Origin of the sequence: Olsenella sp. An270, from assembly GCF_002159735.1 — a bacterium.
Lineage (GTDB): Bacteria > Actinomycetota > Coriobacteriia > Coriobacteriales > Atopobiaceae > Thermophilibacter.
Genome location: NZ_NFJF01000001.1, coordinates 393,875 through 415,298 on the forward strand (window position 1 = coordinate 393,875; position 21,424 = coordinate 415,298).

Consider the following 21,424-nt stretch of genomic DNA (forward strand, 5'->3'; position numbering starts at 1 on the left):
CCCATGAGCAAAATCGATGCCCGACTCCCGCGTGAGCTCACCCACCGGGTGAGCGTCGGCGGCGTCAAGGTCGGTGGGGGAGCCCCCGTCTCCGTCCAGTCCATGTGCACGACCGACACCGCCGACCCCACGGCCACCCTCGCACAGATCCGCGAGCTCGCCGACGCGGGCTGCGAGATCATCCGCGTGGCGATCCCCGGTGCCGCGGCGCTCGACGGCTTCCGTGAGATCTGCGCCGCCTCGCCGCTCCCCGTCGTCGCGGACATCCACTTCGACCACACGCTCGCCATCGAGGCATGCCGCCGCGGGGCCGCCGCCCTGCGCGTCAACCCCGGCAACATCGGCAGCTGGGACAAGGTCGACGCTGTCATCGACGAGGCCGGCGCCGCCGGGATCCCCATTCGCATCGGCGTCAACGCCGGCTCGCTCGACCCCGCGTTCGCCGAGCGCGAGGACCTCACGTTCGTCGAGAAGCTCGTGGGCTCCGCCACGTCCTTCGTCGCGCACTTCCGCGACCGCGGCTTCGACGACATGGTGCTCTCCGCGAAGGCGCACGGCGTTCCCACGACCGTCGAGGTGAACCGCGCGCTGTCGCGCGAGCTGCCCGAGGTCCCGCTGCACATCGGCGTCACCGAGGCCGGGACGGCGCGCCAGGGCACCGTCAAGAACGCGGCCGCCGTCGGTGCGCTCCTCATGGAGGGCATCGGGGACACGATCAGGCTCTCGCTCACCGCCGACCCGGTGGAGGAGGTCAACGTCGCGTGGGACCTGCTCTCCGCCGTCGGCCTGCGCCAGCTTCGGCCGGAGCTTGTGAGCTGCCCCACCTGCGGTCGCTGCCAGTGGGACCTCATGGGCGTCGCCTCCGAGGTCGAGCGTCGCCTGAGCGGCGTCCGCTCTCCCATCACGGTGGCCGTCATGGGCTGCGTGGTGAACGGGCCGGGCGAGGCAAGGGGCGCCGACATCGGGCTCGCCGGCGGCCGCGGCAAGGCGGTCCTCTTCGCGTCCGGCGAGAAGATCCGAACCGTCGACGAGGCCGACGCCGTCGACGAGCTCTTCGCCGAGATCGAGCGTCGCTTCTCGTAGCAGAGTTCTGCCGCCACTGCGCGGTCCTTCTCGCCCGCCTGCGCGGTCCTTCTCGCCCATCGCTCCATCGAGTGTACGAGTTTGAACTCATACGCTTGAGCGTGTGAGCATACGTGCATAGGTCAACTGGGCAAATGCACATCCACGTTTGACTGAATTCAAGCCATGAGACGGAAACTCGTACACTCGCGGAGAGGGGCAAGGGGGACCGGGTGGCAAGAGCGGCCGAGAAGGACGTGCCCGTCGAGATGGTGGGACGAGAAGAACGCCGTATTGTCGTAGAATCATGAGCGTTGCATGTTGGACAGAAGGGAACCGCACGTGAAGCGCTATCAGAAGATGTCCCGGCTCTACGCCCCCACGCTCAAGGAGGACCCCGCCGAGGCGGAGCTCGCGAGCCACCGCCTGCTGCTGCGGGCCGGCATGATTCGCAAGACCGCCGCCGGCCTCTACAGCTACCTGCCGCTCGCCTGGCGCTCGATCAACAAGATCGAGGCCGTGATCCGCGACGAGATGGAGGCCATCGGCGCCCAGGAGATGATGGTGCCCGTCCTCACGCCCGCCGAGCTCTGGCACGAGTCGGGCCGCTGGGACGCCTACGGCCCCGAGCTCATGCGCATCTCCGACCGTCACGGCCGCGAGTTTGCCCTGGGCCCCACGCACGAGGAGACGTTCACGGACCTCGTGAAGAACGAGCTGCGTTCCTACAAGCAGCTCCCCTGCACGCTCTACCAGATCCAGGACAAGTTCCGCGACGAGATGCGCCCCCGCTTTGGCCTCATGCGCGGCCGCGAGTTCATCATGAAGGACGCCTACAGCTTCTCCGCCACGCAGGAGTCGCTCCAGGAGTGCTACGAGCAGGAGAAGGCTGCCTACGCGCGCATCGCCGAGCGCTGCGGCATCTACGCGCTGCCCGTCGTGGCCGACTCCGGCCAGATCGGCGGCGACACCTCCGTTGAGTTCATGGCGCTCGCCGACTCCGGCGAGGCCGAGCTCGTCTGGTGCGACTGCGGCTTTGCCGCCGACGTCGAGGCGGCCGCCACGAAGGTCCCCGTGACCGAGGGCCCCGGCGACGGGACGCTCACGAAGGTCCACACCCCCGGCCTTGGCTCCATCGAGGCCGTGGCCGACTTCTTTGGCTTCCCCGAGAACGGGACGCGCAAGTCGCTCGCTCTCGTGGCCGGGGACGGCACCAACGTCGTTGCCATCGTCCCCGGCGACCACGAGCTCAACGAGATCAAGGCGGGCAAGCTCTTTGGCGCCTATCACCTCATGAGCGACGAGGAGCTCGAGCTGGCCGGCCTGCACAAGGGCTTCATCGGCCCCGTAGGCCTGCCCGAGGGGGTGCGCCTGGTCTGCGACGAGTCCCTGCGCGAGAGCCAGAGCTGGACCTGCGGCGCCAACGAGGTCGACTACCACTTCACCGGCGCCCGTCCTGGCCGCGACTTTGAGGTCGACGAGTGGGCCGACCTCGTGAGCGTCCACGAGGGCGACCCCTGCCCGCACTGCGGGGCGGCCCTCAAGAGCGCGCGCGGCATCGAGATCTCCCAGGTCTTCCAGCTCGGCACCAAGTACTCCGAGTCCATGGGCGCCACCTTCGCCGACGAGGACGGCGTCGAGCGGCCGTTCCTCATGGGCTGCTACGGCATCGGCGTCTCCCGCACGCTGGCTGCGGTTGTGGAGCAGCACAACGACGAGCACGGCATCTCCTGGCCCGTCTGCGTGGCCCCCTACGAGGTCGAGGTCGTTCCGCTCGCCGTGAACGACGACGTGGTCACGCCGGTCGCCGAGAAGGTCGTGGACGAGCTCAGCGCGGCCGACCTCGAGGTCCTTCTCGACGACCGCAAGGAGCGTCCGGGCGTCAAGTTTGCCGACGCCGACCTCATTGGCATCCCGTACCAGGTGATCCTGGGCAAGCGCGGCGTCGCGAACGGCATGGCCGAGGTCAAGGTTCGCGAGACCGGCGAGCGCTTCGACGTCCCGATGGACGAGCTCGTCTCCTGGCTTACCGAGCGCATCGTCCCCGCCCGCGCCTAGTCCGACCCCACGTGCCCCGGTCTCCACGCCGGGGCACCTTTCTGTCGAGAGGAACGATCATGAGCTACGAGGAGCTGGCCCGAGCCGCACGCGGCAACATCGGGCCCTTCTGCAAGGCGTGTCCCGTCTGCGACGGGCGCGCGTGCGCCGGCGTGATGCCCGGCCCGGGCGACAAGGGCGTGGGTCGCGTGGCGCACGGCAACTGGGAGGCATGGCAGAACCTCCGCGTGAACATGGACACCCTGCACGGGCCCTTCTCGGCAGATACGCGCGCGACGGTGCTCGGGTGCGAGCTCTCCGTACCCGTGATGGTCGGCCCGGTCGGCGACGTCCAGCGCCACTATGGCGAGAGATACGACACCGTGACCTACAACCGCTGCGTGCTGGAGGCGGCGGCGGGGGAGGGCACGCTCGCGTGGACGGGCGACGGCCTCGACGCTTCCATCATGACCGAGGCCTGCGACCTCATCGCAAGCCTGGGCGGGCGCGGCTTGCCCACGGTGAAGCCCTGGGACGCGGCGACCCTGGACGCCAAGCTCGACCAGGCGCTCGAGGCGTCCCCGGCGGCCGTCGCCATGGACATCGACGCTGCGGGCCTACCGTTTTTGCGCGGCCAGGAGCCGCCGGCGGGGGCAAAGTCTGCCGCCGAGGTCGCAGAGATCGTCTCCCGCTGTCACGAGCGCAACGTGCCCTTTGTCCTCAAGGGCGTGATGACGCCGCGAGCGGCCGCCAGGGCCGCCGAGGCGGGCGTCGACGCAATCGTGGTCTCCAACCACGGCGGCCGCGTCCTGGACGGCACCCCGGCGACCGCTGAGGTGCTCCCTGACATCGTCTCGGCCGTAGGGGACGAGGTTGAGGTCCTCGTTGACGGAGGCATCAGGAGCGGGCTCGACGTGTTTCGCGCGATCGCCCTCGGAGCCCGCGCCTGCCTGGTGTGCCGACCGTTCGTGGTCTCCGCCTTCGGCGGGGGAGAGCGTGGCGTCAGGGACTATCTGGGGCAGCTCCGCTCCGAGCTCGCCGACGCGATGGAGATGTGTGGGACGCCGTCTCTGCGCGACATCTCTCGCGAGGCGCTCTGGGCTCCCTGCGGCGATCGGTGAGGTTCTCAAAAAACTTGTTGACCCTGCCGCGAGGTCTGGTATAGTTGCTTACGCACCAACGCGGGGATATAGCTCAGTTGGGAGAGCGCGTGACTGGCAGTCACGAGGTCAGGGGTTCGAACCCCCTTATCTCCACCACGTAAATGAGGGCGGCGGCTTCGGTCGCCGCCTTTTTCATACGGGCTCATGGCGCAACGGTTAGCGCAGGGGACTCATAATCCCTGGGTTGCAGGTTCGAATCCTGCTGGGCCCACCAGATTGTCTCCGGCCCGGATGCCCGCACGGCGTCCGGGCCGTCGTCGTATCGGCCCGGGCATATCCGAGAATTGCCGGTCTTATCACGCGAGCGTCTAGGAATTGGCGCTCTTGTCGCTAGGGCCTCTAAGAATCGACGCCCTTGTCCCGTGCTTTTCTAAAGAATTGAGTGGTTGTCCGTCCAGGCGCCCTACAACAAGGACAACCCCTTGAATTTCTAGAGGCATGAGTGACAAAGGCGCGAATTTCTAGAAGCGAGAAGGACAAGGGCCGTAGTTTCTGGAGGCTGTCAGGACAAGGGCGCGACTTCCTGGAGTGCGTACGTGACGACGTCGAATACGCAGCGCAAATGTAGGCTAAAGGTGGTGCGTCGGCGAATTGGATGAGCGATTTGGATTTTCTCGTGCCTTCCGCGCCGAGTTCTGATAGGATGTACCCCGCACGGGCGATTGGCTCAGGGGTAGAGCACTTCCTTCACACGGAAGGGGTCGCTGGTTCGAATCCAGCATCGCCCACCAGCGGGGATATAGCTCAGTTGGGAGAGCGCGTGACTGGCAGTCACGAGGTCAGGGGTTCGAACCCCCTTATCTCCACCAGACGCTCACGGGCCGTCGGGTTCTCATGCCCGACGGCCCGTTTCGTTTGAGACGGGGGAGACCGCCTATGATCCATGTCGGCAAGGAGCGCGTCTACAACACCCTCGACGCGGCGCACGAGCCTGCGGCCACGGTCGCCCCGGGCAGCGTGGTCGAGATCGAGACTCAGCTCAACGGCGGGGACTGGCTCAACGGCATCGAGGACCTCTGGGACCCCAGCAAGAGCCGCGGACCCAACCTGACGACCGTCGTGGCCGTGGAGGGGGCGCGTCCCGGGGACACCCTCGTCGTCGAGGTGCTCGACGTGGTCCCCGGACCGCTCGGCTATACCGGCTTCGCCGGCTGGAGAAACCCGCTCTCGCAGCTCATCTGGGAGAACGACTGGGACGTCGTCACCAAGACGGTGCGCATCGAGGACGGGCGGGTTCTCTGGAGCGACGGCCTCAGCCTGCCCGTGCGCCCCATGATCGGCACGATCGCCACGGCGCCGGCGGGGGAGCCGCAGACGAACCGCTACGCCTATCGCAACGGCGGCAACATGGACGTCCAGGAGATCTGCCCCGGGACGACGCTCTACCTGCCGGTCGAGGTCGAGGGCGCGCTGCTGCACGTGGGGGACTGCCACGCCATCATGGGCGACGGCGAGATCCCCCACGGAGGCGCCATCGAGTGCGCGGCCACGGTGACGCTCAGGCTCTCCCTGAGACCCGGGTACGCGTCGCACGGCTGGCTTCGCGCCGAGAACGACACCCACATCATGACGATCGCGAACCTCGACCGGATGAAGGACTCGTTCTGCGCCGCGTGTCGCGAGCTCATCTGGTGGATGGTCGAGGACTACGGCTTCGACCCCAAGGAGGCCTACCTCCTGCTCGGCCAGGTGCTCGAGGCGCGTTGCACCATGCTGCACGGCGACGACGGCCCCTTCAGCCCCTACGTCTGCAAGGTCGAGAAGCGCTTCCTCGTGCCCGAGGGCAGCGTGGCGCGCTCGGGAGAGGAGCGGTCATGAGCCGAGAGGAGCGGCCCGTCGTTGCGATCACGATGGGCGACCCGGCCGGGAACGGCCCCGAGCTCTGCGTCAAGGCCCTCTCCGACGCGGCGCTCTATGACCGGTGCCGACCTGTCGTCGTGGGAGACGCGGGCGTGATAGACCGTGCGCGGGGCTACGTGAGCCACCCGGAGATCAGGGTCAACGCCGTCTCCGAGGTGTCCGACGCGAGCTTTGTCCCCGGCGTCATCGACGTGCTCGACCTCGCGCTCGTGCCGGACGTCGCTGCGCTCCCGCTGGGCTGCGTCTCTGCGGAGGCAGGCTGGGCCGCCTTCGAGAGCGTGCGGACGACCATCGAGCTCGCGCTCGCCGGCGAGGTCGACGCGACGGTCACCAACGCACTCAACAAGGAGGCGCTCAACCTCGCCCTCAGCCCGCGCGGCATGCACTTCGACGGCCACACAGAGATCTACGCCCACTACACGCACACCGCCAGCTACGCCATGATGCTCTGCCATCACGACTTTCGCGTCGCGCACGTGTCCACGCACTGCTCCCTCAGGGAGGCGTGCGAGCGCGTGCGCATGCCCCGCGTGCTCGAGGTGATCCGTCTCGCGTGGCGGGCCTGCCGCGACCTCGGCATCGAACGACCTCGCGTCGCCGTTGCCGGCCTCAACCCGCACGCAGGGGAGAGCGGCCTCTTCGGAACCGAGGAGATCGAGGAGATCATCCCCGCGATCGAGGCCGCGCGCTCCGAGGGGATCGACGCCCGCGGGCCCCTCCCGCCTGACAGTGTCTTCCCCGAGATGAACGGCGGCTGGTACGACATCGTCGTCTGCATGTACCACGACCAGGGGCACATACCCACCAAGATGCTCGGGTTCCGCTTTGACCGCAAGCAGGGCGCATGGGACGCCGTCGAGGGCGTGAACGTCACGCTCGGGCTCCCGATCATCCGCACGTCCGTCGACCACGGGACGGGGTTCGCGCTGGCCGGGACCGGAGAGTCGAGCGAGCGTTCGCTCGTCAACGCCATCGACTACGCGATCCGCCTGTCCTTCGGGCGGCCTAGCGTCCGGTGACGGCCTGGCGGAGCATGGTCACGTAGGCGTCGGCGCCCTCGGGCCTGAGGTGCGTCCCGTCGTCCCAGAAGTACTCGTCGTGACCCGCGCTTGCGGCGTACCAGTCCACGACCTCGACGTTGTCGTACTCGGAGGCCATCTGCGCGTAGAGCGAGTTGTTGTAGTCCTGCTGCGCCCCCGGGACGCGCGTGTTGACGAGAAGGACGCGCCGCTCGGACCCACAGGCGTCTATGAGTGCGCGCACGTCCGACTCGGACGCCGGGCCGTTGCTGCCGAGCGCGAAGATGACGACGGGCGCGTCGTGCCCGGTGACCGAGCAGGCACGGTAGACGTCGATGCCAACGCTCACCTGGCGGCTTATCGCCGAGTCCATCCATCCGTTGGGGAATATCTCGTTGAAGCGCTCCTGCGCGCCGAGGGAGACGGAGTCGCCGACGAGCAGGACCTCCGCGTCGGTGACGCCGGTCTCCGGGTCGACCGTGTAGTCGGACGGATCGGGCACGACGACCTCGTCCTTCTCGGTGTCTTCCTCCTCGCCCTTCTCGGACTCGTCCTTGTCGTCTGACCCCTCGGCGTCCTGCTGGTCGACGACCTCCTGGGAGCTCTCCGCCTGCTGGCCCACCGGGACCCCGGTCTGGGCAGACTCGATGGGAGCGACGGCGAGCACGAGAAGCGCGACGGCAGTGACGGCGTAGAGCGCGACGCGCACCCTGCTCTGGCCGAGGAGCCACGGCCTTCCCTCGCCGCGCTCTACGAAGACGTACGAGGCGACGCTCACAACGGCGATGAGGGCAAACTCGAGCACCCATCCCCACCAGGGAAGCTCGGTGGTCCGCGTGGCGGGGTTCATCACGAGAAGCAGCGGGTAGTGCCAGAGATAGAGCGAGAAGGACACGGCGCCAGCGGCGACGAGCGGCGGGGCGCCAAGGACGCTGCCGAGCACTCCGCCGCGACAGACGACGCCCACGAGCACGGCGGCGAGAAGGGCGGCGACGAGCGTCCCACCGTAGTAGGTGAGCGGCGAGAACCCGTCGATCGCAAACGTCATGACCACGAGCAGCGCGAGCGCGGCGACGCCGGCGACCTCGTAGCACCAGCCGGGGAGCGGGAAGCGCTCCTTGCCGTCATGTGTCGACCTGGCGAGCTGCCAACCCGCGCCCTCGGTTGCGAGCGCGCAGAGGGCGCCCACGAGGAGCTCGGCGGCGCGCGTGTCGAGCCCGTAGTAGACGCGGCTGGTGTCCGAGGGGTCGTAGAGGACGGCCATCTCGATGGCCGAGGCAAGCACGAGGGCGCCCACGGCGACGAGAAGGGCCCGGCGCGTGGGACAGACGCGACGCAGCAGGAGGAGCAGGAGCGGCCACACGAGGTAGAACTGCATCGTGACGCCGAGGAACCACAGGTGCGTCAGGGGAGAGGGGAGTCCCGCCGCCGCGAAGTAGGGGACGTCGCTGACGATGTAGTGGATGTTCTCGAAGAAGAGGAGCGCGCTCAGCGCGTCGGACTTGAGCTTGGGGAGCAGGGGATGGGCGAAGAGCGCGCAGAGGACGGTCGTCACTCCCACGGCCACGACGACCGACGGGACGAGGCGGGCGAGGCGGCGGACTATGAACCGGGCGTAGTCGAGACGTCCGTCGCGCTCGAGCTCGCGTTCGAGCGAAAGCGTCGTGAGATAGCCGGTGAGCACGAAGAAGACGGAGACGCCGAAGAAGCCCCCGGGAAGCCACGAGGGGTCGGCGTGGTAGAGCAAGATGGCGACGATGGAGAGGGTGCGGATGCCCTCCAAGGCGCCGATACGTCCCCTGGCCCCGCTCGCCTCGCGACGAGCAGGGGGCTCGACGGAGCCGCGGTTGGGCCTGTAGCTCGGGCGCGACGAACGCTGGGGTCTCGCACGGTCGATCCGATGATCCAAGGTGTCCACCACATTCTCAAGTCGTGTCAAGTCAGCCCATTATAGAGCCGCGCGCGGACGTCATTGGTATTACCATGCATCTAACCGTTGAGAGCAGGAGGTCGTACGATGAGGATCACCAACGTCAGGATCGAGAGGTTCTCCGCCCCGCTCAAGCAGCCGTTTCGCGTCGCCTACGGAACGATGGACAGCGCCGACAGCTGGATGGTGCGACTCGAGACCGACGAGGGGCTCTACGGCCTTGGCTCCGCGGCGCCGCTGCCCTTCGTCACGGGCGAGACCATGGACACCTGCCGACTGGTGCTCAAAGACCTCGCCGATGCGCTCATGGGCGCCGACGCGCTCGACATCGCGGGCGCACACGTGCTCATGGACGCCCGCATCCACGGCAACGGTTCGGCCAAGTGCGCCTTTGACCTCGCGCTTCACGACATCGCCGGCAAGTATCACGGCGTGCCTCTGTACAGACTGCTGGGCGGGTCCGACCCCGTCGTGGTGAACGACATAACGGTCGGCATCGACACGCCCGAGAACATGCGACGCGAGGCCAAGCGCTGCGTGTCCGAGATGGGCTTCGACATCCTTAAGGTCAAGATAGGGCTCGACCTGGAGCACGACCTCGAGGCGCTCTCGGCCATCAGGTCGAGCGTGGGTGACGACGTCCGGATCCGCGTCGACGCCAACCAGGGCTATACCGTCGAGACCGCCCTCGCCGCGCTCGTCGAGCTCGAGGCGCTCGGGGTCGACGCAGCCGAGCAGTTCCTGCCCTGGTGGGACTTCGACGGGGCTGCCGAGCTCATGCGCAGGAACACAACGTCGGTCAAGCTCATGCTCGACGAGTCCATCCATGACGTACACGACGCTCGTCGCGCGGCGGCCCTGCACGCCGCAGACTTCTTCAACATCAAACTCATGAAGTGTGGAGGCCTGCTCGGCGGGGCTGAGATCGCCGACGTCGCGGAGCGCTCCGGTGTGGGCTGCATGGTCGGCTGCATGATGGAAAACAAGATCAGCCTCACCGCCGGGATCAGCCTCGTCGCCGCCAAGAGTGCGGTCGTCGAGGCAGACTGCGACAGCTTCACCTTCTTCGTGGGTGACGACGACGGCATCGAGGGCGGCTTCACGCGTGAGGGCGGCACGTTCCGGCTGCTCGACAAGCCCGGCCTCGGCATCGAGCTTGACTTCTAGACGCAGCGACGCGAGCGCAGGAAGAGACGGGGGCATGTGATGGCAGGCTTCTTCGACGAACTCAGCGACATGGCCGAGCGTGGGCTCGAACTCTGGGAGAGCCCGTCGGTCGCTCTCGGCGTCACCTATCGTGGCGAGACCGTGTTCTCGGGCGCCTTCGGCCTGCGTGACGTCGAGCGGGGCCTCTCCGCCGACTCCCAGACCCTCTATCAGATCGCGAGCTGCACGAAGGCGTTCACCGCCGCGCTCGCCGCGATGCTCGTCGAGGAAGGTGTGCTCGACTGGGACACCCCGGTGAGGGAATACGTCCCGGAGGTCCGCTTCTATGACGATTACGCCACGCGAACGGTCAGCGTGCGCGACCTCCTGTGCCATCGCACGGGACTCCCGCGCCACGAGTACTCCTGGTACGGGACCGACTACACGCGCGACGACATCATCCACAACCTGCGCTTCCTTGAGCCAAACCACCCGATTCGCACGACCTTCCAGTACAACAACCAGTGCTACGTGCTTGCCGGCCGTGTCCTCGAGCACCTCACCGGAACGACCTTCGAGGAACTCGTGAGTCGTCGCATCCTCGAGCCCCTCGGCATGTGTCGCAGCAGGCTCTACCTCGACGAGCTCGCCGCGGACGAGAACCATGCCGTCGGCTACGGGCGTCCCGACGGGCGCGACCCCGTCCACGGGCGCGTTCCCATTCCGTACTACAGGAGTTCCGTCGAGGATCGCTCCGCCGGCGTCGGCTCTCCCTTCGCACCCGCCGGCTGCATCAGCTCCTGTGTCGACGACCTGCTCGTCTGGGCTCGCCTCCACCTCGGTGACGACTCGGTGCCCACAGGCGTCCTCTCGCCGGCCTCCCTCGCGACGCTCCACGCGCCGCAGATGATCCTCGACCGCCCGCTGGACATGCCGCAGGCCGAGTCCGCCTTCCACTGCTACGGACTGGGCTGGTTCGTCGAGTCCTACCGTGGCCGCAGGTTCGTCCATCACAGCGGCAACATCGACGGCTTCTCATCGTTCGTCGGGCTCCTCCCCGACGAGGACCTCGGTGTCGTCGCCCTCACCAACATGAACGGGAGCCTGCTGCACGCTGCGCTCGCGCACGAGGCGCTCGATCATTACCTCGGCGTGAGCGGGGGAGACTGGATCAGGCGCTATCACGACCATGCCGTCGAGAAGGGCGAGAAGGAGGCCCAGATGGCCGCGCGGCTCAGGGGCGAGCGGGTCCTGGGCACCGCGCCCTCGCATGCGCTCGCAGACTACGTCGGCACCTACGCGAGGCCCGGCTATGAGCAGGTCCGCGTCACGTGCGAGGCCGGCGCGCTCGCCCTGGAGTTCAACCACTGGCACCTGCCTCTCGACCACTTCCACTACGACACCTTCGTGCTCGACGACGTCCTCGGGGAGCTTCCGCCCGGCATGCCTGTCCACTTCCACCTGGCCGAGACGGGCGGCTCGGTCGACGGTCTGGCCATGCCGCTCCACACCGAGCCGGGCTGCGACCTCGTGTGCTTCCGCCGCGTGGACTAGCCGCGCGCGTCTGCCGCACGTGCGATATTCCGATGGGGCTTTTCGGCAGCCCTCTGCCTGTCGTCCTTCTCGCCTATACTGGACGGGTTGACTACAGGGAGGACCGCATGAACACGTCAGAGAACCCCGCCGAGCTCTTTGGGCTCAGGCTCGCCCACGTTGGCATCAACACGAACACGCCCGAGGAGGCCGCATCCACGGCGGACGCGCTCTGCGCCCTGCTTGGCATCAAGCGCGGCGAGGAGCCCTTCCCGGTGTCCTCCTTCGCTGGCAGCCTCGTCGAGGTCATGAACAACGGCGGCCGTGGCGAGAAGGGCCACATCGGGCTGCACGTCGACGACATCGACGCCGCCCAGGCGTGGTACGAGGCGCGCGGCGTCGAGTTCAACGAGTCCTCGCGCACGCTCTGCCCCGACGGCTCCGGCCGCACCTACCTCATCTACTTCAAGGAGGAGATCGCCGGCTTTGCGATCCACCTCACCATCGCCGACTAGCTCCGGGGCAGCCACGTGATCGCACTCGCAGACAAGATCTACAAGTCCTTCGGGGGCCGCGTCCTGTACACGGGCGCCACCCTGCAGCTCAACGCAGGGGAGCGCTGGGCGCTCGTCGGCCCCAACGGCTCGGGCAAGACGACGCTTCTGCGCATCATCATGGGGGAGGAGTCCCCCGACGAGGGCACCGTGAGCTTCGCGCGCGACACCACCGTTGGCTACCTCGAGCAGGAGACGCACCTGGCGGGCGAGAAGAGCGCGCTCGCCGAGGTCGTGGACTCCGCACACGAGGTCAAGGACATGGAGCGCCGTGTCCGCGAGCTCGAGCGCAAGATCTCGGGAACCGAGCCCGGGCCCGAGCTCGACCAGCTCCTCGAGCGCTACGGTGCCGCGCAGGACCGCTTCGAGCGCCTCGGCGGCTACGAGCTCGAGGCGCGGGCGCGCCAGATCCTCGCCGGCCTCGGGTTCCCCGTCGAGGACTTCGACAAGCCCGCGTGCGACTTCTCTGGCGGCTGGCAGATGCGCATCTCGCTCTCCAAGCTCCTGCTTCGTCACCCGGACCTGCTCCTTCTCGACGAGCCGACCAACCACCTCGACCTCGAGAGCGTCCGCTGGCTCGAGCAGTTCCTCTCCTCTTACGACGGGGCTGTGCTCCTGGTCTCCCACGACCGCGCGTTCATGGACGCCTCCGTCAGCCATGTTGCGGCCGTCGAGAACCGCCGTCTCACCACCTACACCGGCAACTACAGCCAGTACCTGCATCAGCGCGAGGACAACCTCGAGCAGATGCGCGCCAAGCGTGCCGCCCAGGAGCGCGAGATCGCGCACATGCAGGTCTTCGTCGACAAGTTCCGCTACAAGCCCACCAAGGCCGCGCAGGCCCAGGAGCGCATGAAGAAGATCGAGCAGATCAAGAGCGAGCTCGTGATCCTGCCCGAGGGCACCAAGAAGGTGCACTTCTCGTTCCCGGAGCCGCCGCGCACCGGCGACGAGGTCGTGAGCCTTGCGGGCGTGGCCAAGTCCTTTGGGGAGAACCACGTCTACGACGGCGTGGACCTCAAGCTCTACCGCGGCGACCACGTGGCGCTCACCGGCCCCAACGGAGCCGGCAAGTCCACGCTGATGAAGCTCATAAACGGTCTTCTCGAGCCCGACGCCGGCACGGTTGCCCTCGGCAAGAACGTCACCAAGGCCTACTACGCGCAGCACCAGCTCGAGCAGCTGAACGAGGCCAACACGGTGCTCGGCGAGATGGACTCCGTGGCGGCGGGCTGGACCACCTCCGAGGAGCGCCGCCTGCTGGGCGCGTTCCTCTTCCACGGCGACGACGTCGAGAAGCGCGTGGGCGTGCTCTCCGGCGGCGAGCGGGCGCGCCTTGCGCTCGCGAAGATGCTCGTGGCGCCCGACCCTCTGCTTCTGCTCGACGAGCCCACCAACCACCTCGACATCGACTCGGTCGACGTGCTCGAGCGCGCGCTCGTCGACTTCAAGGGCACGATCGTGCTCATCTCCCACGACGAGCACCTCGTGCGTGCCGTGGCCAACAAGGTCGTGGACGTGCGCGACCACAAGGTCACGGTCTACGAGGGCGACTACGACTACTTCCTCTACAAGCGCGCCGAGCTCGAGGCGCGCGCCGCCGAGGAGAACGCCACGGTCGCGGCTCCCGTCAAGACGACCTCCGAGCCTGCCCAGGCGACCATCGGGCGCAACGTCAAGACGCGCGAGCAGCGACGCGCCGAGGCCGAGGAGCGCAACCGCAGGAACCGGGCGCTCAAGGCCGAGCGCGACCGCCTGCGCGAGGTCGAGGCCGCGCTCGAGCCGGCGCAGGCGCGCCTCGCCGAGCTCGAGACGCTCATGGCAGACCAGGAGCTCTACAACGACGCCAAGCGCTTCGACGAGTGCATGAGCGAGTACACCGCGCTCTCCAAGAAGGTTCCGGCGCTCGAGCAGGAGTGGCTCGAGCTCACCGAGAAGATCGAGGAGGCCGCCCGTGTCTAATCTCACGGCCTCCCGGGTCGTCCAGAACCTCGCGCGCGTCTGCCGCGTGGCCGCATGGCTTCTCGTCGCGCTCGTCGCGGCCGGGGCGGTGCTCCCCGCCGGCCCCCGATCGCTGCTCCTCGGCGTGAACAACCTCGTCTCGGGGCTCGTGCCGGAGGCCGTCTCGGGACTTCTCGTCTTCGTCACCCCCTTTGGGGGCGCCTTCAGGGGCGACTTCGCCATCCTGGCGGTCATCCTGCTGCTCGTCGACTGGGCCCTGTGCCGCCTCGCCGCCGCGATCCGTCGTCCAAGATAGGGGAGGCATGGGATACTCCATCGACACCATCGTCTCGGTCGTCATCACGGTCTTGCTCGTCATGGCGTCGGCGATCGTCCACGAGGTCGCTCACGGGTGGGCGGCGCTCCTCTGCGGCGACACCACCGCGCGTGACGCGGGTCGCCTCACGCTCGACCCCCGGGCGCATCTCGACGGCTTTGGGTCGCTTCTGCTCCCGCTCGTCATGGCGCTTCTCGGCGGCCCGGTCTTTGCGTTTGCCAAGCCGGTCCCCTACAACCCGTACAAGCTGAGGCACCCGCGCCGCGACGAGCTGCTCGTCGCCCTGGCAGGCCCCGCCTCCAACCTCGCGCAGGCCCTGCTCGGCGCCGTCGTCCTCAACCTCTCGTGGAGCGCCATCGTCGAGGGGGTCCTGACGGGGGCGCTCTCGACCGACGTGGCGTCCCTGCTGCTCCAGGTGCTCTCCACCTACGTCATGGTCAACCTCGTGCTCTGCTTCTTCAACCTCATCCCGCTCCCGCCGCTCGACGGTTCCAAGGTGGTCCTGTTCTTCCTGAGCGGGGAGGCGCGTGCGCGCTACTATCGACTCGAGCAGTACGCCATGCCGATCCTCATCATCGCGCTCTACGTCCTGCCGTCCCTGCTCCGCCTCGACCCCGTTGGCATCTACCTCGACTGGACCGCCGGCGGGCTCTACGACCTTCTCCTGACGGGACTCTAGCCATGGCATCCTACCGCGTGTCCACACAGGCGTACTCAGGTCCCTTCGACCTGCTGCTCCAGCTGGTGAGCAGGCAGCGGGTGACCATCGGCTCCATCTCCATCTCCGAGGTCGCGAGCCAGTACCTCGAGGAGGTCGAGCGCATGCGCGACCTCGACCTCGACGTCGCGAGCGACTTCGTGCTCGTCGCCTCGACGCTCCTCGACATCAAGGCGGCGTCGCTGGTGCCTGACGAGCCGCTGACCCGCTCTGCCGACGAGCTCGACGACGAGGATGACGCCGACCTCGAGGGGCTGAGCCCCGACGAGGCGCGCGAGGTCCTCATCGCCCGCCTCATCGCCTACAAGCAGTTCCGTAGCGCGGCGGCCGCCCTCGGCGCCCGTGCCGAGGCCGAGTCCCGCATGCTTCCCAGGACCGTGGGCGCCGACCCGGAGTTCCTCGACCTCATGCCCGACTACCTTGAGGGCATCACGCTCCGAAGCCTCGCCGTCATCTGCGCCGACATCGACAGCCAGCACGAGACGTTCCTCCTCGAGGCCGAGCACGTCGCCCCGCGCCGCGTCCCCGTCGCGCTCACGATCGCCGCGGTCGACCGCCTGGTCCGCGGGCGAGGGCGCGTCACGTTCTCCGACCTGCTCGACGGCCAGGACGCCCCCGAGGTCGTCGTCGCAAACTTCCTCGCCGTCCTCGAGCTCTACAAGCGCGGGCTCGTCGACGTCACCCAGAGCGAGCTCTTCGGCGAGATCGACGTCACCCACGTCGAGGGCGCCCCTGCCTACGAGCTCGACGAATCCGTCCTCGCCGAGCTCGGCGAGGAGCCCGCGGACGAGAAGAACCTGGAGGTTTCACATGCCTGACCTGAACCGTCTTGACTCCTCGTCGCTGAAGGGGCTTCTCGAGGCGCTCCTGCTCGTCTCGGACGACTCTGTCCCCGCGACCGACCTGGCGCGTGCCGCCGGCGTAGAGCCGGGGGAGGCCGCCCAGGCGCTCGCCGAGCTCTCCGCCGAGTACGCCGACGCCAACCGCGGGTTCCAGCTCCGCGAGGTCGCGGGCGGCTGGCGCCTGTTCACGCACCCTGCCTACCACGACCAGGTGGCCGACTACGTGCTCTCCTGGGACACGCGCCGGCTCTCACAGGCCGCCCTCGAGACGCTCGCGGTCGTTGCCTACCACCAGCCCGTCACCCGCGAGGGCGTTCGCGCGATCCGCGGCGTCAACTCCGACGGCGTGATCGCCTCGCTCAGGGAGAAGGGGCTCGTCCGCGAGGTCGGGCGCGACCGCGACCACGGCGGCGCCCAGCTCTGGGGCACCACGCGCCTCTTCCTGGAGCACTTTGGCCTGAAGAGCCTCCGCGAGCTCCCGCCACTCGAGGACTTTGCCCCGGACGAGGAGTCGCGCCGCTTCATCCGCGAGCGCCTCTCCGGGCGCTCCATCGCCTCCACGCTCGAGGAGACCGCCGAAGACATGGACGACGAGCGCGAGCTCCTCGACGACTACGAGTCCGACGAGACCGAGCCCTCGGACGCGAGCGATGAGTGACCCCATCCGCGAGAGCGGCGTCTATCCCATGCGACTGCAGCGCTTCCTCGCGCGCGCCGGCGCCGCCAGCCGGCGCGGCTCCGAGCGCCTCATGACCGAGGGGCGCGTGCGCGTCAACGGCGTGGTCGTCACCGAGCTCGGCAGCAAGGTCGACCCCGAGCGTGACGAGGTGACCGTCGACGGCCGGCCAGTGCGCCTCGAGGAGCGGCCGGTGACCATCGTGCTCAACAAGCCCGCGGGCTACGTCACCACCATGAGCGACCCCCAGGGCAGGCGCACCGTCGCCGAGCTCGTGCCCACGAGGGAGCACCCCGGCCTCTTCCCGGTGGGAAGGCTCGACCTCGACACGACGGGGCTTCTGCTGTTCACCACAGACGGTGACCTGGGCCAGGCGCTGCTCCATCCCTCGCGCCACGTCGAGAAGCACTACGTCGCGCTCGTCTCGGGCACGCCTAGCGAGATCGACCTCGACCGGCTCCGTCGCGGTATCATGCTCGACGACGGTCCTGCGGCGCCCGCCAAGGCCCGCCTGGTCGGCCCCGACGAGCGGTCCTTCTCGACGGTCGCCCCGCATGGTGCCGGCAGGACGGGAGGCGGCGAGCCTAACGCCGTCGTCGGCCTAACCATCCACGAGGGTCGCAAGCACCAGGTCAAGAAGATGATGCTCGCCATCGGCCATCGCGTGCTCGCGCTCCACCGCGACGCCTTCGGGCCCGTTCGGCTCGGGGGCGTCCGCGAGGGGGAGTGGCGCGAGGTGACCGAGGCCGAGCGCGCGGAGCTCGACGGGATCTGCACACGGACAAGGAGAGACCATGATCGTAGCCATTGACGGGCCGTCCGGCTCCGGGAAGTCCTCCGTCGCGAGAGAGATCGCGCGGCGCTGTGACCTCACCTATCTCGACACCGGCGCGATGTACCGCTCGGTCGCCTACGTCTGCCTGGAGCGCGGCGTGGACCCCGATGATGCGGACGCCGTGGCCAAGGTCGCCCGTGACGTCACGATCGAGTTCGTCCCGGACGGCGACGGCCAGCGGGTGCTCGCCAACGGCGAGGACGTCACCGCTCAGATCAGGACGCCCGAGGTCGAGCTCGCGGTCTCGCCCGTCTCCGCCAACCCGAGGGTCCGCGAGACCATGGTCGCCCTCCAGCGCGCAGCCGGCGAGCGGGGCGACGTCGTGGCCGAGGGTCGCGACATCGGCACCGTCGTCTTCCCCGGGGCCGACGTGAAGGTCTTTCTTAGCGCCTCGCCCGAGGCCCGCGCGCGCCGGCGCGCGGTGCAGCGCGGTGGCGGCAACCTCGCGACGGGCGATGCCGTGAGCGTTGACGCCCGCGCCGAGCAGAAGATTCTCGAGGACCTCGTGCGCCGCGACGCCTACGACTCCTCCCGCGAGGCCTCCCCGCTGCGGCCCGCCGACGACGCGCACCACATCGACTCCTCCGAGCTTTCGTTCGAGGACGTCGTGAGCGCCATCCTGGGGCTCTCCCCGGAGCTGGCCACCCGCGCCGAGGGGAGGCTCGCATGAGCTCCGCCGACGAGAGGGGAGGGCGCATGCACGCCTTCTCCGGCAACAGCTTTGACGACTACTACGACCACGACATCCGCGAGCACCCGCTCCCCGGAAGGCTCCTGATCGGCGCCGTCGTCCGCATCCTGTGGGTCATCACCAAGTTCCTCTGGCCCTGGCGCATCGAGAACGCCGAGCTGCTCACGAACGACCCGCGCGGTCGCGTCATCATCATGAACCACGAGTCCATGCTCGACCCGGTCGTGATCGTCGTGTCACTGTGGCTCGCAGGCGTGCCCGTCCGCACCGTGTACAAGGGCGACTTCGACAAGATCTTGCCGGCGACGTGGCTCTTCTCGCGCGCGGGAGGTTTCCCGGTGCAGCGCGGCACCGCCGACATGAAGACCGTGCGCCGCGCCCGTGCGATGCTCATGCGCGGCGAGAGCGTTCTCATCTACCCCGAGGGCACCCGCGTCCGCAACGACGCCGACCAGGAGGCCCACGGAGGCTACGCGATCATGGCGCAGCTCGCCAAGGCCCCGGTCCAGCCCGTCGCCATCATCGGGGCCCGTCACCTGAGCTTCCGCAGGCCCGTCTACGTGAGGGCCGAGAAGCCCATCGAGTGGTCTGAGATCGGCGCCGAGAAGCGCAAGGAGCAGCTCGCCGAGATGGAGCGCATCGGCATGGCGTGCGTCTACGCCCTGCGCGACCAGCTTCGCGAAGACTACCCCGGGGTTGACTGACATGCCGGAAATTCGCGTCGCGAGCGAGGCGGGCGCCTGCTACGGCGTCGAGCGCGCCCTGCAGATGGTCGAGGCCGCCGCGGACGAGCGGACGGGCGCCGTGCACACGCTCGGGCCGCTTATCCACAACCCGCGGGTGGTCTCCGACCTCGCTGCGCGCGGGGTCGACGCGGTCGAGCGCCCCGAGCAGGCCGCGGGCGACACGCTGCTTCTGCGCACGCACGGGACCGCCCCCGCCGAGGAGGCGCGCGCCCGCGAGCTCTGCGCCCGCGTCCTGGACGCCACGTGCCCGTTCGTGAAGAAGGTGCACCTGGCGGCCGAGCGCCTCTCGCGCGAGGGCTACCAGGTCGTCGTCGTGGGAGAGGCGGGTCACCCCGAGGTCGAGGCCACGCTGCCGCACGCCCCGGGCGCCGTCGTGGTGGGCTCCGCCGACGAGGCCCGCGCGCTGCCGCACGCCCGCAAGGTGGGGGTCGTGGTGCAGACGACGGCTCGTCGCGCCCTTCTCGCCGAGGTCGTGGAGGCGCTTCTCGGCCGCGCCGAGGAGGTCCGCGTGATCAACACGATCTGCGAGGCCACGGCCGGGCACCAGGCCGCCGCCGACGAGCTCGCCCGTGAGGCGGACGTCATGGTGGTGATCGGCGGGCGCATCTCGGCCAACACCACACGCCTCGCCGAGATCTCCGCCGCCCGCTGCCCGCGGACGCACCACGTCGAGGGTGCCGACGAGCTCAGGCCCGAGTGGTTCGAGGGCGCCGAGGTCATCGGGATCACCGCCGGCGCGAGCACCCCGGCGAGCCAGATCGAGGCCGTGCGTGCAGAGATCGCCCGCATGGTGGGGGAGTAGCGAGCGTACGTCCTTCTCGCCCCGGGGCAAATAACGCACAAAATCGTACATGTGCGTTATTTTCAACTGGGCATATAGATTGTTGTGCTTGATTTTGTACGTTATTGGTCGCGGGAAGCATCGGGCGAGAAGAACGGGGGCCGTTGATGGCGGAGCAGAAGCGCGCGGACTACGCCTCCACGAGGCCGCAGGCGGACGGCGCCTGGGTCGCCGCCGTTGAGGAGGGGAGCCCCGCCTGGGAGGCTGGCATCGAGCCGGGCATGCGCATCGAGCGCGTGAACGGCGCCGTGCCGCGCGACCTCATCGACTGGCGCTGGGAGGCGGACGGCGCCTGCTGCGAGCTCGAGGTCTTTGACCCGCGCGACGGCACGACGACCCCCTGCGAGCTCTGGCGCGAGCCCGGACAGGACTGGGGCGTCGACTTCACCGACGTCCTCTTTGACGGGATCCGCACCTGCGTGAACGCCTGCCAGTTCTGCTTCATGGCGATGCTGCCGCCGGAGGCCCGCGCCACGCTCACGCTGCGCGACGACGACTACCGTCTCTCCTTCCTGCAGGGCAACTTCGTGACGCTCACCAACGTCTCCGACGACGAGGCCGAGCGCATCGTCACCTGCGGGCTCTCGCCGATGAACGTATCCATCCACGCGATCACGCCCGAGGTGCGTCGTGACCTCATCGGCAGGCGCGCCGACCGAGGCATCGAGGTGCTCGAGCAGCTGCTCGCGGGCGGCATCGAGGTCCACGCGCAGATCGTGCTCTGCCCGGGCATCAACGACGGGGACGAGCTTGCCGCCACGCTCGACTGGGTCGAGGCACGCCCCGGCATCACCTCGCTCGCCATCGTGCCGCTCGGCTACACCAAGCACAGCCGGCGCTTCAAGAGCTCCTACTCAGACGACGTCGAGGCCTCGCGGGCGGTGGTCCGTCTGCTCGAGCCCTACCAGGAGCGGGCGAGAAGGACGCTCGGCATCACGCGCTTCCAGCTCTCCGACGAGTTCTATGTCGACGCCGGCCTGCCCGTGCCGCCAGCCGCGACCTACGACGGCTACCCGCAGTTCTACGACGGCATCGGCATGCTGCGGAGCTTCCTCGACGAGACGGCCCTCGTCGCGCAGGGTCGCCACGACGACCTGCGACGCATTGACGATGCGCTTGCCGAGAAGGACCTCCGCCTGGAGCTCGTCTGCGGAGAGGCGGCGGCCGAGACGATCGACGTGTTCTGCCGCGAGCTCTCGCCCGCAGGTCGCGTGCGCACCCGCGCGATCAGAAACGACTACTTTGGCGGCGACGTCAACGTCACGGGCCTCATCGTCTCCGAGGACCTGCTCGCACAGCTGCCCGCCGACCTCATCGGCACGATCGTCGTCCTCCCCGAGGTGATGTTCAACTTTGACCGGCTCACCCTCGACGGCGACACGCAGGACCACATTGTCGATGAACTCCGAAGCCGCGGCGCGCTCGTGACCGTGAGCGTCCCCAACCCCGGGGACTACCTCGACGCCATTCTCAGCTTGCTGAAGAACGCGTGA

General features: G+C 68.5%; 19 protein-coding genes and 4 tRNA genes. 22 read left to right on the forward strand and 1 reads right to left on the reverse strand.

Going from position 1 to position 21,424, the window contains the following annotated elements:
• Positions 1–3: 3 nt before the first annotated feature.
• From ispG to pdxA, 9 genes are all read left to right on the forward strand, one after another.
• Positions 4–1,083 carry a flavodoxin-dependent (E)-4-hydroxy-3-methylbut-2-enyl-diphosphate synthase gene (gene ispG / locus B5F73_RS01785; RefSeq protein ID WP_204206233.1) on the forward strand — a complete coding sequence of 360 codons (1,080 nt, stop codon included), beginning with the start codon at positions 4–6 and terminating at the stop codon, positions 1,081–1,083.
• A 339-nt stretch (positions 1,084–1,422) separates the two neighbouring features.
• Positions 1,423–3,120, forward strand: coding sequence for a proline--tRNA ligase (locus B5F73_RS01790; RefSeq protein WP_087225843.1), 1,698 nt, complete (start codon positions 1,423–1,425; stop codon positions 3,118–3,120).
• Between the two features lie 59 nt (positions 3,121–3,179).
• Complete coding sequence (locus tag B5F73_RS01795; RefSeq protein ID WP_087225501.1) at positions 3,180–4,220, forward strand: alpha-hydroxy-acid oxidizing protein; 1,041 nt, start codon at positions 3,180–3,182, stop codon at positions 4,218–4,220.
• 62 nt (positions 4,221–4,282) lie between these two features.
• Positions 4,283–4,358: transfer RNA gene (locus B5F73_RS01800), tRNA-Ala, on the forward strand.
• A gap of 42 nt (positions 4,359–4,400) precedes the next feature.
• Positions 4,401–4,476 (forward strand) — tRNA-Ile (locus B5F73_RS01805).
• Between the two features lie 442 nt (positions 4,477–4,918).
• Positions 4,919–4,993: transfer RNA gene (locus B5F73_RS01810), tRNA-Val, on the forward strand.
• A 2-nt stretch (positions 4,994–4,995) separates the two neighbouring features.
• Positions 4,996–5,071 (forward strand) — tRNA-Ala (locus tag B5F73_RS01815).
• 67 nt (positions 5,072–5,138) lie between these two features.
• A complete protein-coding gene (locus B5F73_RS01820) occupies positions 5,139–6,080 on the forward strand; it encodes an acetamidase/formamidase family protein (RefSeq protein WP_158094738.1) in 942 nt (313 codons plus the stop codon).
• The gene (pdxA, locus tag B5F73_RS01825; RefSeq protein WP_087225507.1) at positions 6,077–7,141 is read left to right on the forward strand and encodes a 4-hydroxythreonine-4-phosphate dehydrogenase PdxA; all 1,065 of its coding nucleotides are present in this window, start codon (positions 6,077–6,079) and stop codon (positions 7,139–7,141) included. Before B5F73_RS01820 ends, pdxA begins: the two co-directional genes overlap by 4 nt.
• Here pdxA and B5F73_RS01830 read toward each other — a convergent pair.
• On the reverse strand, positions 7,128–8,924 hold the full coding sequence (locus B5F73_RS01830; RefSeq protein ID WP_158094739.1) for an acyltransferase family protein: 1,797 nt from the start codon (positions 8,922–8,924) through the stop codon (positions 7,128–7,130). The genes pdxA and B5F73_RS01830 overlap by 14 nt on opposite strands.
• A gap of 234 nt (positions 8,925–9,158) precedes the next feature.
• On the opposite strand from B5F73_RS01830, the gene B5F73_RS01835 reads away from it, so the two are divergent.
• The 13 genes from B5F73_RS01835 (at position 9,159) to B5F73_RS01895 (ending at position 21,424) form a co-directional block, all read left to right on the forward strand.
• The gene (locus tag B5F73_RS01835; protein WP_087225513.1) at positions 9,159–10,238 is read left to right on the forward strand and encodes a dipeptide epimerase; all 1,080 of its coding nucleotides are present in this window, start codon (positions 9,159–9,161) and stop codon (positions 10,236–10,238) included.
• Positions 10,239–10,277: 39 nt separating this feature from the next.
• A complete protein-coding gene (locus B5F73_RS01840) occupies positions 10,278–11,771 on the forward strand; it encodes a serine hydrolase (RefSeq protein WP_087225516.1) in 1,494 nt (497 codons plus the stop codon).
• A gap of 107 nt (positions 11,772–11,878) precedes the next feature.
• A complete protein-coding gene (locus B5F73_RS01845) occupies positions 11,879–12,265 on the forward strand; it encodes a 2-dehydro-3-deoxyphosphogluconate aldolase (RefSeq protein ID WP_087225519.1) in 387 nt (128 codons plus the stop codon).
• Between the two features lie 15 nt (positions 12,266–12,280).
• Positions 12,281–14,266, forward strand: coding sequence for an ABC-F family ATP-binding cassette domain-containing protein (locus B5F73_RS01850; RefSeq protein ID WP_087225522.1), 1,986 nt, complete (start codon positions 12,281–12,283; stop codon positions 14,264–14,266).
• Complete coding sequence (locus tag B5F73_RS01855; protein WP_087225525.1) at positions 14,259–14,561, forward strand: hypothetical protein; 303 nt, start codon at positions 14,259–14,261, stop codon at positions 14,559–14,561. The genes B5F73_RS01850 and B5F73_RS01855 overlap by 8 nt, the downstream gene beginning before the upstream one ends.
• Positions 14,562–14,568: 7 nt before the next feature.
• Positions 14,569–15,261, forward strand: a complete 693-nt coding sequence (locus tag B5F73_RS01860; protein WP_204206234.1) for a site-2 protease family protein — start codon at positions 14,569–14,571, stop codon at positions 15,259–15,261.
• A gap of 2 nt (positions 15,262–15,263) precedes the next feature.
• Positions 15,264–16,118 (forward strand): ScpA family protein, encoded by an 855-nt coding sequence (locus B5F73_RS01865; protein ID WP_087225528.1) that lies wholly within the window; start codon positions 15,264–15,266, stop codon positions 16,116–16,118.
• A complete protein-coding gene (gene scpB / locus B5F73_RS01870; protein ID WP_087225530.1) occupies positions 16,111–16,800 on the forward strand; it encodes an SMC-Scp complex subunit ScpB in 690 nt (229 codons plus the stop codon). The genes B5F73_RS01865 and scpB overlap by 8 nt, the downstream gene beginning before the upstream one ends.
• Positions 16,793–17,629, forward strand: a complete 837-nt coding sequence (locus B5F73_RS01875; RefSeq protein ID WP_087225533.1) for a pseudouridine synthase — start codon at positions 16,793–16,795, stop codon at positions 17,627–17,629. Before scpB ends, B5F73_RS01875 begins: the two co-directional genes overlap by 8 nt.
• Positions 17,613–18,323 carry a (d)CMP kinase gene (cmk, locus tag B5F73_RS01880; protein ID WP_087225536.1) on the forward strand — a complete coding sequence of 237 codons (711 nt, stop codon included), beginning with the start codon at positions 17,613–17,615 and terminating at the stop codon, positions 18,321–18,323. Before B5F73_RS01875 ends, cmk begins: the two co-directional genes overlap by 17 nt.
• A complete protein-coding gene (locus B5F73_RS01885) occupies positions 18,320–19,048 on the forward strand; it encodes a lysophospholipid acyltransferase family protein (protein ID WP_087225539.1) in 729 nt (242 codons plus the stop codon). The genes cmk and B5F73_RS01885 overlap by 4 nt, the downstream gene beginning before the upstream one ends.
• A 1-nt stretch (position 19,049) precedes the next feature.
• Complete coding sequence (ispH, locus tag B5F73_RS01890) at positions 19,050–19,892, forward strand: 4-hydroxy-3-methylbut-2-enyl diphosphate reductase (RefSeq protein WP_087225542.1); 843 nt, start codon at positions 19,050–19,052, stop codon at positions 19,890–19,892.
• A gap of 146 nt (positions 19,893–20,038) precedes the next feature.
• Positions 20,039–21,424, forward strand: coding sequence for a DUF512 domain-containing protein (locus B5F73_RS01895; RefSeq protein ID WP_087225545.1), 1,386 nt, complete (start codon positions 20,039–20,041; stop codon positions 21,422–21,424).